We start from the raw sequence: 13,981 nt of genomic DNA, 5'->3' as shown, positions 1-13,981 counted from the left end.
CGGTCTCCGACGCGACCCCTTCCCTCTTCACGGCCTCAAGGAGCCCGTTCACCGATGTCGGACCTCACCTCGCACACCCCGCACGACGACCTCGCTAGCCGCATCGCCCTGCCCCGGTACCCGCGCAGCAGCGCCTACGACGCCCGCTGGGCCGTCGACAACCAGATGGGCCCGCACGCCCTGTGGCTGCTGGAGTGGCTCGCCCCGGCCCTCGGCCTCGAGGCCCTGCGCCCCGGCGCACGCGTGCTCGACCTGGGCTGCGGACGCGCCATGACGTCGATCTTCCTGGCCAGGGAGTACGACGTCCAGGTCACCGCGGCCGACCTGTGGATCAAGCCGGACGAGAACGCGCGCCGCATCGCCGAGGCGGGCGTCGCCGACCGGGTGCTGCCGGTCCTCGCCGAGGCGCACGACCTGCCCTTCGGGAGGAGAGCTTCGACGCGATCGTCTCCGTCGACGCGTACCAGTACTTCGGCACCGACGATCTGTACCTGCCGACGCTGACCCGGCTGCTGAAGCCCGGCGGGCGGATCGGTGTCGTCGTCCCGGCGATGCCCGAGGAGATCGAGGGCAGCGAACCGCCGGAGCACCTGAAGCCCTTCTGGGACCCCGCGTTCTGGTGCTTCCACAGCCCTGCCTGGTGGCGCCGCCACTGGACCCGCAGCGGGGCCGTGGAGGTCGAGGCGGCCGACTGGCTGCCGGACGGCTGGCGGGAGTGGCTGCTGTGGTGCGACGTCGTCGCCGAGGAGAGCACGGAGGAGTTCCACGTGCGGATGAGCCGGGAGAGCGCGCGGATGCTGCGCGCGGACCGGGGCCGCACGCTGGGCTTCGCCCGTGTGGTGGGGCGCCGGCCCCTGAGCGCGTGATCCGCCCCTGACACGGCGCACCGGGGGGACGCATCGGACCCGATGCGTCCCCCCGGTGCGTTCCGGGGGACTCAGCCCTCGTCGACGCCCAGCTTCTGGAGGATCAGCTCCTTCACGCGGGCCGCGTCCGCCTGGCCGCGCGTGGCCTTCATGACCGCGCCGACCAGCGCACCGGCCGCGGCCACCTTGCCGCCGCGGATCTTGTCCGCGATGGCCGGGTTGCCGGCGATGGCCTCGTCCACGGCCGCGGTGAGCGCGCCCTCGTCCGAGACGACCTTCAGGCCGCGCTTGTCGACGACCTCGTCCGGGGTGCCCTCGCCCGCGAGCACACCCTCGATGACCTGACGGGCCAGCTTGTCGTTCAGGTCACCGGAGGCCACCAGCGCGGTCACCCGGGCGACCTGCTCCGGAGTGATCGCCAGCTCGTCCAGGGCCTTGCCCGACTCGTTGGCGCTGCGGGCCAGCTCGCCCATCCACCACTTGCGGGCGGAGGCCGCGTCGGCACCGGCGTCGATCGTGGCGACGATCAGGTCCAGCGCACCGGCGTTGAGGATCGCCTGCATGTCGGTGGCGGACACGCCCCACTCCTCGCGGAGCCGGTTGCGGCGCACCAGCGGCAGCTCGGGCAGCCCGGCGCGGATCTCCTCGACCCACTCGCGGGACGGGGCGACCGGGACCAGGTCGGGCTCCGGGAAGTACCGGTAGTCCTCGGCCTCCTCCTTCACGCGGCCCGAGGTCGTGGACCCCGTGTCCTCGTGGAAGTGCCGGGTCTCCTGCACGATCGTGCCGCCGCCGCTCAGCACGGCCGCGTGCCGCTGGATCTCGAAGCGCGCGGCGCGCTCCACGGACCGCAGCGAGTTCACGTTCTTCGTCTCGGAACGCGTACCGAACTTGTCGGCGCCCTTCGGCATCAGCGACAGGTTCACGTCGCAGCGCATCTGGCCCATCTCCATCCGGGCCTCGGACACGCCGAGCGCCCGGATGAGCTCGCGCAGCTCGCGGACGTAGGCCCGCGCGACCTCGGGGGCGCGCTCGCCGGCGCCGGTGATCGGCTTGGTGACGATCTCGATGAGCGGGATGCCGGCGCGGTTGTAGTCGAGCAGGGAGTGGGACGCGCCGTGGATGCGGCCGGTGGCGCCGCCGACGTGCGTCGACTTGCCGGTGTCCTCCTCCATGTGGGCGCGCTCGATCTCCACGCGGAAGGTCTCGCCGTCCTCCAGCTGCACGTCGAGGTAGCCGTCGAAGGCGATCGGCTCGTCGTACTGGGAGGTCTGGAAGTTCTTCGGCATGTCCGGATAGAAGTAGTTCTTCCGGGCGAAGCGGCACCACTCGGCGATCTCGCAGTTGAGCGCGAGACCGATCTTGATCGCCGACTCGACGCCGGTCGCGTTGACGACCGGGAGCGCGCCGGGCAGGCCGAGGCAGACCGGGCAGGTCTGGGTGTTCGGGTCGGCGCCGAGCGCCGTCGAGCAGCCGCAGAACATCTTGGTCTTGGTGCCGAGTTCGACATGGACCTCGAGGCCCATGACGGGGTCGTACGACGCGAGCGCGTCCTCGTACGACACCAGGTCGGTCGTGGTGGTCACGGTGAAACTTCCCTCTCAGCCCAGCAGGACGTCGTCGTCGCCCAGCCGCTTCAGCTCGCGGTAGAGGATGGCGAGGCCGGTGACGATCGCGGCGGCGGACACGGTGGCGTCGATCAGGACCAGGGTGTCCTGCTCGGCGCGGGCCTTCTTCAGCCGCTTGGCGACCCCGATCGCGCCGAACGCGGTGGCGGCCATGGACAGGTACGTACCGGACCGGGACTTCTTGAAGCCCTTGGCCTTGGTCAGTGCACTCACAGCGACGGAGCCTCCTCGAGCAGCGGGTGGCCCCACTTTTCCACGAAGGCGGCCTCGACGGCGGCACCCACCTTGTAGAGGCGGTCGTCCTTCATGACCGGGGCGATGATCTGCAGTCCGACCGGCAGGTTGTCCTCCGGCGCGAGGCCGCAGGGCAGGGACATGGCGGCGTTGCCGGCCAGGTTGGTCGGGATGGTGCACAGGTCGGCGAGGTACATCGCCATCGGGTCGTCGGCGCGCTCGCCGATCGCGAAGGCGGTGGTCGGGGTCGTCGGGGAGACGATCACGTCGACCCGCTCGAACGCCTTGTCGAAGTCCTGCTTGATCAGTGTGCGGACCTTCTGGGCGCTGCCGTAGTACGCGTCGTAGTAGCCGGAGCTGAGCGCGTAGGTGCCGAGCATGATGCGGCGCTTGACCTCGGGGCCGAAGCCGGCCTCGCGGGTCAGGGAGGTGACCTCCTCGGCGGAGTGCGCGCCGTCGTCGCCGGTGCGCAGGCCGTAGCGCAGGCCGTCGAAGCGGGCGAGGTTGGAGGAGCACTCGGACGGGGCGATCAGGTAGTACGCCGAGAGGGCCAGGTCGAAGGACGGGCAGTCCAGCTCGACGATCTCGGCGCCGAGCTCCCTGAGCAGCTCGACGGACTCGTCGAAGCGCTGGATGACGCCGGCCTGGTAGCCCTCGCCGCGGAACTGCTTGACGACGCCGACGCGCATGCCCTCGACGCTGCCGTTGCGGGCGGCCTCGACGACCGGCGGGACCGGCTCGTCGATGGAGGTGGAGTCGAGCGGGTCGTGTCCGGCGATCACCTCGTGCAGCAGGGCCGCGTCCAGGACCGTGCGGGCGCAGGGGCCGCCCTGGTCGAGGGAGGAGGAGAACGCCACCATGCCGTAGCGGGACACCGCGCCGTACGTCGGCTTCACGCCGACGGTGCCGGTGACGGCGGCCGGCTGGCGGATGGAGCCGCCGGTGTCGGTGCCGATGGCGAGGGGGGCCTGGAAGGAGGCGAGCGCGGCGCTCGACCCGCCGCCGGAACCGCCGGGGATCCGGGTCAGGTCCCAGGGGTTGCCGGTCGGCCCGTAGGCGCTGTTCTCCGTGCTGGACCCCATGGCGAACTCGTCCATGTTGGTCTTGCCGAGGATGACGACGTCGGCGGCCTTGAGGCGCTTGGTGAGCGTCGCGTCGTACGGCGGGATCCAGCCTTCGAGGATCTTCGAACCGACGGTGGTCGGGATGCCCTCGGTGGTGAAGATGTCCTTGAGCGCGAGGGGCACGCCGGCCAGCGGGCCGAGCTTCTCGCCGCGCTCGCGCTTGGCGTCGACGGCACGGGCCTGGGCGAGGGCGCCCTCGCGGTCGACGTGCAGGAAGGCGTGCACCTTCTCGTCGACGGCCTCGATGCGGGCCAGGTGCGCCTCGGTGACCTCGACGGCCGTGAGCTCGCCGGAGGCGATCCTCGCGGCGGTCTCGGCGGCCGTGAGCTTGATGATGTCCGTCATGGGATTCAGTCCTCCCCCAGGATCTGCGGCACCTTGAAACGCTGCTGCTCCTGGGCCGGGGCGCCGGAGAGCGCCTGCTCGGGGGTGAGCGAGGGACGGACCTCGTCCGGCCGCATGACGTTCGTCAGCGGGAGCGGGTGCGAGGTCGGCGGTACGTCTTGGTCGGCGACCTCGCTGACGCGGGCCACCGCGCCGATGATGTCGTCCAGCTGGCCTGCGAAGTGGTCGAGCTCTTCGGGCTTCAGCTCCAGACGCGCCAGCCGGGCGAGGTGGGCGACCTCCTCGCGCGTGATGCCAGGCATGCAGCGATCCTCTGGGGTGAGTGTGTGTGGTTTGGCCCAATCCTATGGGGCGGGAGGCCGTGCCCGTGAAACGGTTCGCCCGGGGCCGCGCGGGAGGGCCCGCCGGCGGCCCGACGGCCGGCGGCGCCCCGCGGCTCCCGGGACCCCGGGGCCGCTTCCCGCGGCAGCCGCCCGGACGGCGGAGCGCACGGGGGGCCGCACCGGCGGGACCTCCTCCCGCGGGGCCGCGCACGCCGCGGGCCCCGGGGACGCCGTACGCCGACGGCGGAGTCCTCGGACTCCTTCGTCCCCGCGCCGGGGACGGGGGCGTCAGCCGACCCGCCCCGTGTCGTCCCCCGCGGCGGCGGGCAGTGCCGCCGCCGGGCGCTGCCAGCCGCGGGAGCCGCGGGCCAGGAGCCAGGCCGTGGTCTCCTCGGGCGGCATCGCGGCCGCGACCAGCCAGCCCTGGACCGCGTCGCAGCCGAGGTCGCGCAGGCGCTCCCAGGTCTCGTCGTCCTCGACGCCCTCGGCGACGACGAGCAGGCCGAGCGAGTGGGCGAGGTCGACGGTGCAGCGCACGATCTCGGCGTCCTCGGTGTCGACGGCCAGCCGGGCCACGAAGGAGCGGTCGATCTTCAGCTCGCTGACCGGCAGCCGCCGCAGGTGCACCAGGGAGGAGTAACCGGTGCCGAAGTCGTCCAGGGACATCTTCACGCCGTGCCCGGTCAGGGCGTTCAGGGTGTCGGCGGCGCGCTGCGGGTCCTCCAGGAGGACGTGCTCGGTGATCTCCAGCTGGAGGGCTCCCGCCGGGACACCGTGCCGGGCCAGCCGGGCCGCGACGGAGCCGGCGAAGCCGGGGATGTGGACGTCGCGCGGGGAGACGTTGACCGCGACCGGCACGAACAGGCCCTGCGCGCGCCACTCGGCGACCTGCCCGAGCGCGGTCTCCAGCACGTACTCGGTGAGGTGCGGCATCAGCCCCGAGGACTCGGCGATCGCTATGAACTCGTCCGGCGGCACCTTGCCCCGCTCCGGGTGCACCCACCGGACCAGGGCCTCCAGGCCCGCGACCTGGCCGTCGAAGCGGACCTTGGGCTGGTAGTGGAGCTGGACCTCGTGGGCGTCCAGGGCCCGGCGCAGATCGCCCAGCAGTCCGAGCCGGTCGGGGGTGTTGGAGTCGCGCTTGGACTCGTAGACCTCGACGCCGGTGCGGTCCCGCTTGGCCTGGTACATCGCCACGTCCGCCCGCCGCAGCAGCCCCTCCGCGTCGACCGCGTGGTCGGGGAAGACCGCGACGCCCGCGCTCGCCTCCAGGACGAGGGTGAGGCCGTCGAGGTCGAGCGGGGAGCTGAGGGCCGCGACCAGGCCGCGGGCGACGCGGGTCGCGGACGTCGTGGAGTCCGCGACGGGCAGTAAGACGGCGAACTCGTCACCGCCCAGCCGCGCGGCCTCCGCCCCGCGCGGCAGGGCCGCCCTCAGCCGGTCGGCGATCTGGAGCAGCAGCCGGTCGCCGGCGAGATGACCGAGGGTGTCGTTGACCGACCGGAAACGGTCGAGGTCGATCAGCACCAGGGCGGCGCGGGCGTCGATGCGCTCGGCGTCGTCGAGCGCGGTCCAGATGCGCTCCAGCAGCCACTGCCGGTTGGGCAGTCCGGTCAGCGGGTCGCGCAGCTGCTCCTCCGCCCGGGCGCGGGCGATCCACAGGGTGGAGTCGAGGGCGATCAGCGGAATGGAGAACAGCGGCAGCAGCACCGGCTCGGCGACCGCGACGACACACACCAGGGGCGCTATGCCGAGCAGGGCGACCGCGACCAGGCCCTGTCTGACCAGTGCGGTGCGGGCGACGGTGGGGAGGCCGGCGCGCGGCGCGTGCAGGTACCAGAACAGGGAACGGGTCACCGCGAGGTACGCGGCGGCGACCAGCACCACGCCGGGAGCGGTGTAGAGCGTCCAACTGTCCGGGGTGGAGGGGGACTCCACGGACGGTACGGAGCCGAAGGCGGCCAGCACCAGGGCACCGGTGCCGATGCCGAGCAGGTCCACCGCGCCGTGCAGGACGCCCTGCCGCCAGCGGCCCCTGCGGGCCACGCCGACCAGCACCACGACGGTGAGGCTGACCATGCCGGCCGGAACCCAGCCGTACAGCAGCAGCACGGCGAGGGTGAGGGCGGCGCCCGAGCCGGTGCCGCCCCACCAGCGGGAGCGGCCCAGCATCACCAGGTGGCCGACGACGATCCCGGTCAGCACGGCCAGGGACCAGCCGACGGTCCCGGACGGGAAGAGCGCGTGGCCGCCGGTGAACGCCCGCAGGAAGCCGGCGCCCAGCACGAAGCCGGCCGCCGCGACGACCGCCGTGGGCAACGCGGGCCAGGACGGGTGCCGTTCCGTCTCCGCCTCGGACAGTCCGGGGCCGTGCCCGGCGCCGGCCGCGTCCGCGGTGCCCGCCGCGGTGCGCCCCCGCGTGCCCGGCCGCCCCGCGGGCCGTCCGTCCCCGCGGCCGCGCCGCCACACGACCGGCATGCGGCGCAGGCGCAGCCGTGAGCCCGGGGCGGCGCTCTCGGTCGGTTCCATTCCCGTCCCTCTCACAGCCGGCGGTGCCCACGCCACGCGGCCCGATGCCCGACAACCCTCAGCGGCTCCGCGGTGGAAAGCCCTTCCCCGCGCCCTTCACGAGTGCGGGGTTGCCCCGACCGCAGCTGGGCACGGCAGGCGCACATCTCAACAGTAGGCCGCAGAAGGCTTCCACGGGCACCGGTCGCCGACGGTTGCCCGAATGCGCCCCAGCCACCCGTATGCATCTGATATGCGCCGATCGGGCGGTCTTCAACCGCTACTCCTCGGCCGAAAGGGCGACCTCCGCCGCGGCCTGCGCGCCTTGTGCCAGGAGGACTTCGAATCCCTCCTCGTTCAGGACCGGCACCTTGAGCTGCATCGCTTTGTCGTATTTCGACCCGGGGTTGTCACCCACGACGACGAAGGACGTCTTCTTCGAGACCGAACCGGTCACCTTCGCCCCCCGGCTCTGCAGCGCCTCCTTCGCGCCATCCCGGGTGAAACGCTCCAGGGTGCCGGTCACGACGACGGTGAGCCCTTCCAGCGGACGCGGGCCCTCGTCCCCCCGGACCCCTCGTCCTCCATCCGGACACCGGCCGCCTTCCACTTGCGGATGATCTCGCGGTGCCAGTCCTCGGCGAACCACTGCTTGACCGCGGCGGCGACGGTCTCACCGACGCCCTCGGTGTTCCTGAGCTCCTCCTCCGACGCCTCGTCGATGCGGTCGATGGAGCGGAACTCACGGGCCAGCGCCTCGGCCGCGACGGGGCCGACATGACGGATGGACAGACTGGTCAGGAGACGGGCGAGCGGGCGCTCCTTGGCCGCCGCGATGTTCTCCAGCATCGCGAGCGCGTTCTTCTTCGGCTTGCCCTCCTGGTTGGCGAAGACCGTGGCGATCTTCTCCTCGCCGGTCTTCGGGTCGCGCTTGGGCAGACCGCTGTCCTGGTCCAGCACGTACGCCTTGATGGGCAGCAGCTGCTCGACGGTGAGGTCGAACAGGTCGCCCTCGTCCTTCAGCGGCGGGTCCGCGGGCTCCAGCGGCCCCGTGAGCGCGGCGGCGGCGACATAGCCGAAGTGCTCGATGTCCAGCGCCTTGCGGCCGGCGAGGTAGAACAGGCGCTCCCGCAACTGGGCCGGGCAGGTACGGGCGTTGGGGCAGCGCAGGTCGACGTCGCCCTCCTTCATCGCCTTCAGCGGCGTCCCGCACTCGGGGCACTCGGCCGGCATCACGAACTCCCGCTCGCTGCCGTCGCGCAGGTCGGCGACCGGTCCGAGGATCTCCGGGATCACGTCACCGGCCTTGCGCAGCACCACCGTGTCGCCGATGAGGATGCCCTTGGCCTTGACCACGTCCTGGTTGTGCAGCGTGGCGAACTCCACCTCGGAGCCCGCCACGTGGACCGGCTCGACCTGGGCGTACGGCGTGACCCGGCCCGTACGGCCCACGCCCACGCGGATGTTGACCAGCTTGGTGTTGACCTCCTCGGGCGCGTACTTGTACGCGATGGCCCAGCGCGGGGCGCGCGCCGTGGAGCCGAGCCGTCCCTGGAGGCGGATCTCGTCGAGCTTGACGACGACGCCGTCGATCTCGTGCTCCACGGAGTGGCGGTGCTCGCCGTAGTGCGCGATGAACTCCCGTACGCCGTGGAGGCCGTCGACCACCCTGTTGTGCCCGGAGGTCGGCAGGCCCCAGGTCCTGAGGAGGTCGTACGCCTCGGAGAGGCGGGTCATGCCGTCGAAGCCCTCCAGGGCGCCGATGCCGTGGACCACCATGTGCAGCGGGCGGGTGGCGGTGACGCGCGGGTCCTTCTGGCGCAGCGAACCGGCCGCCGCGTTGCGGGGGTTGGCGAAGGGCTTGTCACCGGCCTCCACCAGACGGCGGTTGAGCCCCTCGAACTTGTCCATCGGGAAGTAGACCTCGCCGCGGATCTCCACGAGGTCGGGCACCTCGTCGCCCTTCAGGCGGTCCGGGATCTCGGCGATGGTGCGGACGTTGGGCGTGATGTCCTCGCCGGTGCGGCCGTCGCCGCGGGTCGCCGCGCGGACGAGCCGGCCGCGTTCGTAGGTGAGGTTGACGGCGAGGCCGTCGACCTTCAGCTCGCACAGGAAGTGGTACTCCTGCTCGCCCAGTTCCCGCTGGATGCGCTCCACCCAGGCGGCGAGGTCGTCGTCGTTGAAGGTGTTGTCGAGGGAGAGCATGCGCGAGCGGTGCTCGACGGACGTGAACTCCGTCTCGTACGACCCGGCGACCTTCTGGGTCGGCGAGTCGGGGGTGCGCAGCTCGGGGTGCTCCTCCTCCAGCGCCTCCAGCTCGCGCAGCAGCCGGTCGAACTCGGCGTCGCTGATGACGGGGGCGTCGTTCACGTAGTACCGGAAGCGGTGCTCCTCGATCTGCTCAGCGAGCTGTGCGTGCTTCTCCCGTGCCTCGGCGGGCACGCTCGTCGTCTCCGCCTGCTGGTCGCCGGCCACCGTGTGTCCTCCCGTTACTCAGGGTTGTCCGCGAGGGATCTCGCCGCCCGGACGCAGTGGGCGTAGGCCGTGCGCGCGTACTCCGGGGAGGCCCCCGCGAGTCCGCACGCCGGGGTGAGGGTGACCGTCTCCGGGAGGAGACCCGGCCGCAGCCCCAGCCTGCGCCACAGTGTCCTGACCCCCATGACGCTACCGGCAGGGTCTGACAACGGGGCGTCGGTCCCCGGGACGACACCGGCGAACAGCCGGGTGCCGCTCTCCACCGCCTCCCCGATCGCCTCGTCGTCACGCTCGGTGAGGAGGGAGAAGTCGAACGAGACCGCCGCCGCGCCCGCCCGGCGCAGCAGGGCGAACGGGACGTCCGGCGCGCACGAGTGGACCACGACGGGCCCGCCGTCGTGCACCCCGACGACGTCCCGGAGTGCGGCCTCGACGATCTGCCGGTCCACCGCGCGGTGGGTGCGGTAGCCGCTGGCGGTCCGCACCCGTCCGCGCAGGACGGCGGTGAGGGAGGGCTCGTCGAGCTGGAGGACGGGCCGCGCGCCGGGCACGCGCCGCCGCACCTCGGCGAGGTGCAGGCGCAGCCCCTCGGCGAGGGAGGCGGCGAGGTCGCGGCAGGCGCCCGGGTCGGACAGGGCGGCCTCGCCGTTCCTGAGCTCGAGGCCCGCGGCGAGCGTCCACGGCCCCACCGCCTGCACCTTCAGCGGCCCCTCGTAGTCCTGCGTGAACTCCTCCAGCGCGTCGAGGTCCTCGCCGAGCCAGGAGCGGGCCCGCCTGGTGTCCCGCCCCGGCCGGTCCCCGATCCGCCAGCCGCTGGGCTCCACGCGCGCGTACAGCTCGACGAGCATCCCGGCGGTCCGGCCGATCATGTCGGCGCCGGGGCCGCGGGCGGGCAGTTCGGGGAGGTGCGGGAAGTCCTCGAAGCTTCCGGTGGCGGTCTTGGCGGCCTCTCGGGCGTCCCCGCCCGGCAGGGAGCCGATGCCGGTGGCGGGACCGAAGCGAAGGTTGTCGTTCACGGGTGAAGCGTACGCAGGGGCGGCCGGGGGTGCCTCGCCCCGCCGCCCCTTCCCTTCCCCGGGCTCCCGGCTTCGCTTCGGCGGGGGACCCGGCGGCCGGCCCCGCGCGGGCCTCGTCCCCGAACGCCGGGCGGGCCGGGGATCACCGTCCCGGGCGCACCGTCAGGTCGTTGACCTCCGCGTCCCGGGGCAGGTCCAGGGCCATCACGATGGTCGTGGCGACCGACTCGGGGTCGATCCACCTGCCGGGGTCGTAGTCCTTGCCCTCCTGCCGGTGGACCTTGGCCTGCATGGGGCTCGCGGTGCGGCCGGGGTAGACGGAGGTGACGCGGACGCCGTTCGCGTGCTCCTCGTGGCGCAGGGAGTCGGCGAGGGCCTTCAGACCGTGCTTGGAGGCCGCGTACGCGGACCAGTCGGCGTGGGCGTTCAGACCGGCGCCGGAGTTGACGAAGACCACGTGTCCGCGGCTCGTGCGGAGCTGGGGCAGGAAGTGCCGGGTCAGCTCGGCGGGGGCGATCAGGTTGACGTTGAGCTGGTGGCGCCAGGTCTTCGGGGTGAGCTCGCCGACCGGTCCGAGGTCCACCACGCCGGCGATGTGCAGCAGGGAGTCGACCCGGTCCGGGAGCGACTGGTGGGAGAAGGCCCAGCTGAGCCGGTCGGGGTCCGCCAGGTCGCCGACGAGGGTGCGGGCGCCGGGGAACCGGGCCGCCAGTTCCTTCGCGCGGCCCGCGTCCCGCGCGTGCAGCACGAGCTCGTCCCCGCGCGCGTGCAGGCGGCGGGCGACGGCCGCGCCGATGCCGGAGCCGGCCCCGGTGATCACATGTGTAGCCATGCCCGCCATGCTCGCATCACCGCGCGGTCACTCCACGCCCAGGCTCTCCTCCAGATAGGCCAGCGCGCCCACCGGCTCCTCGGCGAAGAACACCAGGTCGGCCAGCGGGCGGGGCAGGAAGCCCTCGTCCTCCATGCGGCGGAACTGCTCCTTGAGCCCGTCGTAGAAGCCCGCGGTGTTGAGCAGGACCACCGGCTTGTCGGTGTGCCCGTGCTTCTTCAGCTCCAGGATCTCGGTCGCCTCGTCGAGGGTGCCGGTGCCGCCCACCATGATCACCACCGCCTCGGCCTTCTCCAGCAGCAGCCTCTTGCGCTCGGCGAGGTCCTTCGCGATCACCATCTCGTCGACGCCGTCGCGCGCCTTCGCGGCGAGGAACTCCACGGAGACGCCGCAGAGCCGGCCGCCCGCCTCCTGCACCCCGTCGGCGACGACCTTCATCAGACCGACGTCCGAGCCGCCCCAGACGAGCGTGTGCCCGCCCTTGCCCAGGAGCCGGGCGAAGTCCCGCGCGGGGCCCGTGTAGCGGTCGTCGAGGTCGGCGGCGGAGAGGAAGACGCAGATGTTCACGGACCCACAGTACGGGCCCGGTCGGACATCGCGGTCAGCCGCATCTTCGACTGCTTGTGCGGCAGCTCCTCCCAGTCGTCCATGAACCGCGCCGCCAGGCCGTGCTCCGCGGCCAGTTCCGCCAGCGTCCGGGTCCGGTAGTAGAAGTCCTCGTGCAGCACCTGGTGCTCCTCGCCCTCCGTGCGGTCGAAGGTGAAGTCGAAGAACCCGCCGGGCGCGAGCACCCTCCCGACGTGCGCGAAGCACTCCTCGATGACCTGCCGGGGCGAGTGCGAGAACACGCTGTGCGCGTGCACCACGTCGAAGTGGCCGTCGGGCAGGAAGGCGAGGGTGAGGTCGTCGGCGAGGGTGAGGTAGGGCATCTTGGCCTGGAGTCCGTCGCGCACGACGGTGTCCTGGGCGGCGAGCAGGATGTCCGGAGAGATGTCGATGCCGTAGTAGTGGCCGGGTTCCAGGTGGTCGATGAACAGGCGCCCCGCGCGGAGGTTGCCGCAGCCGATCTCCAGCATCCGGTGGTGCGGCTCCAGACCGTGCCGCAGCAGGTAGTCGAACTGCATCCGGCCGATGCGCGCCCACTGCTCGCGCGAGGGGTTGTGGCCGACCGCGGCCTCGGCGCTGCGGGCCGTGTCGGAGGCCATCACCGCGCGGTAGTAGGCGATGTGGTCGCGGTGGAGCAGCCGCAGGCAGGCGTCGCGCAGCGCGCGCCGCGCGTGGGCGGGCACGCGCCGCGGGTGGCGCAGGGCGTACCGGGCCCGGTGGGTGAGGGTGCCGCGGTTGCTGCGGGTGTCCTTGGCTCCCATGGGGCCTCCTCGGGAAGAACTACGCTTCAGCGTGCGCTGTAACCGCTGAGTCGGCTACCCGAGGAGGAGCGATCGTGACCACAGGCCACCGCATCACCATCGAGTCCGCGGACCGGCACGTGCGCGTGGTGCACGGCGAGCAGGTGCTGGCCCGGAGCGACCGGGCGCTGGTGCTGAGGGAGACGGGCTGTCCGGACCGGTACTACATCCCGCCGGAGGACGTGCGGCTCGACCTGCTGACGCCTTCCGGGACGCACACGCACTGCCCCTTCAAGGGCACCGCGTCCTACTGGTCGCTGCCGGACGCGGCCGACCTGGTCTGGGCGTACCCGGACCCGAAGCCGGACGTCGCGCGGATCAAGGACCACCTCTGCTTCTACGAGGTGGAAGTGTCGTGATCGCGTAGAAGGGTCGCGATCGGCGGACGCGCCGTCCGCCTCAGCGACGAATTCCGCGCCGTGCGGCAGTCTGGTGCGACATGGACAAGAACATCCTTTCGCGCGACGGAACCTCCCTCGGGTACGAGAGCGCCGGGCGGGGTTCCGTGGTCGTCCTCGTGAGCGGTGCGATGTCGACCGGGGCCACGGTGGCGCCGCTGGCCGCGCCGCTCTCGGAGCGGTTCCGGGTCGTCGTGTACGACCGCCGGGGCCGCGGCTCGAGCGGGGACACCGCGCCGTACGCGGTGGAGCGCGAGGTCGAGGACCTGGCGGCGCTGATCGAGGCCGTGGGCGGCGAGGCGTCGCTGTACGGCGTCTCCTCGGGCGGCGCGCTGGCGCTCCGGGCGGCGGCGGGCGGGCTGCCGGTGCGCCACGTCGCCGTGTACGAGACGCCGTACGCGATGTCCGGGAAGGACCTGGAGGAGCGCGCGCGGTACACCGAGCGGCTGACGGCGGCGCTCGCCGAGGGGCGGCGCGGGGACGCGGTGGAGCTCTTCCTGCGGCTGACCGGACTGGACGAGTCGGTGATCCAGGGCGCCCGGCAGTCCTCCCTGTGGGCCGGGATGGAGACGCTCGCGCCGAGCCTCGCGTACGACGACGCCGTCATGGGCGACGGGAGCGTCCCCCGGGAGCTGCTGTCGTCGATCCGCGTGCCGGTGCTGGCGATCGCGGGCGACGGGAGCCCGGCGTGGATGCGCGAGGCCGCGCGGGCGATCGCGGACGCGGTCCCCGGGGGCGCGTACCGCGTCCTGGAGGGCCAGACCCACATGGCCGACCCGGACGTCCTGGCACCGGTACTGGCGGAGTTCTTCGCGCGGTGAGCGGG

At 72.7% G+C, this 13,981-nt stretch carries 11 protein-coding genes and 2 pseudogenes; 3 read left to right on the top strand and 10 right to left on the bottom strand.

From position 1 onward, the window contains the following. Nucleotides 1-54 precede the first annotated feature (54 nt). Nucleotides 55-866: pseudogene (locus GL259_RS27125) on the top strand (methyltransferase domain-containing protein). A 71-nt stretch (nucleotides 867-937) separates the two neighbouring features. On the opposite strand, the gene gatB reads toward GL259_RS27125, so the two are convergent. From gatB to GL259_RS27075, 10 genes and pseudogenes are all read right to left on the bottom strand, one after another. Continuing rightward, nucleotides 938-2,452, bottom strand: a complete 1,515-nt coding sequence (gatB, locus tag GL259_RS27120; RefSeq protein ID WP_159535925.1) for an Asp-tRNA(Asn)/Glu-tRNA(Gln) amidotransferase subunit GatB — start codon at nucleotides 2,450-2,452, stop codon at nucleotides 938-940. Nucleotides 2,453-2,467: 15 nt separating this feature from the next. Continuing rightward, the gene (locus GL259_RS27115; RefSeq protein ID WP_159535924.1) at nucleotides 2,468-2,707 is read right to left on the bottom strand and encodes a hypothetical protein; all 240 of its coding nucleotides are present in this window, start codon (nucleotides 2,705-2,707) and stop codon (nucleotides 2,468-2,470) included. Next, nucleotides 2,704-4,197: an Asp-tRNA(Asn)/Glu-tRNA(Gln) amidotransferase subunit GatA gene (gene gatA / locus GL259_RS27110; RefSeq protein ID WP_159535923.1), complete on the bottom strand. Its 1,494-nt coding sequence runs from the start codon at nucleotides 4,195-4,197 to the stop codon at nucleotides 2,704-2,706. The genes GL259_RS27115 and gatA overlap by 4 nt, the downstream gene beginning before the upstream one ends. Nucleotides 4,198-4,202: 5 nt before the next feature. Continuing rightward, nucleotides 4,203-4,499, bottom strand: coding sequence for an Asp-tRNA(Asn)/Glu-tRNA(Gln) amidotransferase subunit GatC (gatC, locus tag GL259_RS27105; protein ID WP_031117542.1), 297 nt, complete (start codon nucleotides 4,497-4,499; stop codon nucleotides 4,203-4,205). 309 nt (nucleotides 4,500-4,808) lie between these two features. Further along, nucleotides 4,809-7,049, bottom strand: a complete 2,241-nt coding sequence (locus GL259_RS27100) for a bifunctional diguanylate cyclase/phosphodiesterase (RefSeq protein ID WP_159535922.1) — start codon at nucleotides 7,047-7,049, stop codon at nucleotides 4,809-4,811. Between the two features lie 259 nt (nucleotides 7,050-7,308). Then, nucleotides 7,309-9,503: pseudogene (ligA, locus tag GL259_RS27095) on the bottom strand (NAD-dependent DNA ligase LigA). A 14-nt stretch (nucleotides 9,504-9,517) separates the two neighbouring features. Then, nucleotides 9,518-10,519: a methionine synthase gene (locus GL259_RS27090; RefSeq protein ID WP_159535921.1), complete on the bottom strand. Its 1,002-nt coding sequence runs from the start codon at nucleotides 10,517-10,519 to the stop codon at nucleotides 9,518-9,520. Nucleotides 10,520-10,661: 142 nt separating this feature from the next. After that, nucleotides 10,662-11,360 (bottom strand): SDR family oxidoreductase, encoded by a 699-nt coding sequence (locus GL259_RS27085; protein WP_159535920.1) that lies wholly within the window; start codon nucleotides 11,358-11,360, stop codon nucleotides 10,662-10,664. A gap of 18 nt (nucleotides 11,361-11,378) precedes the next feature. Continuing rightward, nucleotides 11,379-11,918, bottom strand: a complete 540-nt coding sequence (locus tag GL259_RS27080) for a TIGR00730 family Rossman fold protein (protein WP_159535919.1) — start codon at nucleotides 11,916-11,918, stop codon at nucleotides 11,379-11,381. Continuing rightward, on the bottom strand, nucleotides 11,915-12,718 hold the full coding sequence (locus GL259_RS27075) for a class I SAM-dependent methyltransferase (RefSeq protein WP_159535918.1): 804 nt from the start codon (nucleotides 12,716-12,718) through the stop codon (nucleotides 11,915-11,917). Before GL259_RS27075 ends, GL259_RS27080 begins: the two co-directional genes overlap by 4 nt. Before the next feature lie 74 nt (nucleotides 12,719-12,792). Between GL259_RS27075 and GL259_RS27070 the strand changes: the two genes are divergently transcribed. Both GL259_RS27070 and GL259_RS27065 read left to right on the top strand, forming a co-directional pair. Beyond that, entirely contained in the window at nucleotides 12,793-13,116 is a 324-nt protein-coding gene (locus GL259_RS27070) for a DUF427 domain-containing protein (protein WP_159535917.1), read from the top strand. Between the two features lie 80 nt (nucleotides 13,117-13,196). Then, nucleotides 13,197-13,976 (top strand): alpha/beta hydrolase, encoded by a 780-nt coding sequence (locus GL259_RS27065; protein ID WP_159535916.1) that lies wholly within the window; start codon nucleotides 13,197-13,199, stop codon nucleotides 13,974-13,976. Nucleotides 13,977-13,981 lie beyond the last annotated feature (5 nt).

The organism is Streptomyces sp. Tu 3180, assembly GCF_009852415.1.
Lineage (GTDB): Bacteria > Actinomycetota > Actinomycetes > Streptomycetales > Streptomycetaceae > Streptomyces.
The sequence above is the reverse complement of the archived record's forward strand: the minus strand, read 5'-3'. Positions and strand labels throughout refer to the sequence as shown.

Bases quoted from the DNA above. Each gene is read 5' to 3' on its own strand.
- gatA (WP_159535923.1), bottom strand. From the start codon at position 4,197: ATGACGGACATCATCAAGCTCACGGCCGCCGAGACCGCCGCGAGGATC.
- gatC (WP_031117542.1), bottom strand. From the start codon at position 4,499: ATGCCTGGCATCACGCGCGAGGAGGTCGCCCACCTCGCCCGGCTGGCG.
- GL259_RS27100 (WP_159535922.1), bottom strand. From the start codon at position 7,049: ATGGAACCGACCGAGAGCGCCGCCCCGGGCTCACGGCTGCGCCTGCGC.
- GL259_RS27085 (WP_159535920.1), bottom strand. From the start codon at position 11,360: ATGGCGGGCATGGCTACACATGTGATCACCGGGGCCGGCTCCGGCATC.
- GL259_RS27075 (WP_159535918.1), bottom strand. From the start codon at position 12,718: ATGGGAGCCAAGGACACCCGCAGCAACCGCGGCACCCTCACCCACCGG.
- GL259_RS27065 (WP_159535916.1), top strand. From the start codon at position 13,197: ATGGACAAGAACATCCTTTCGCGCGACGGAACCTCCCTCGGGTACGAG.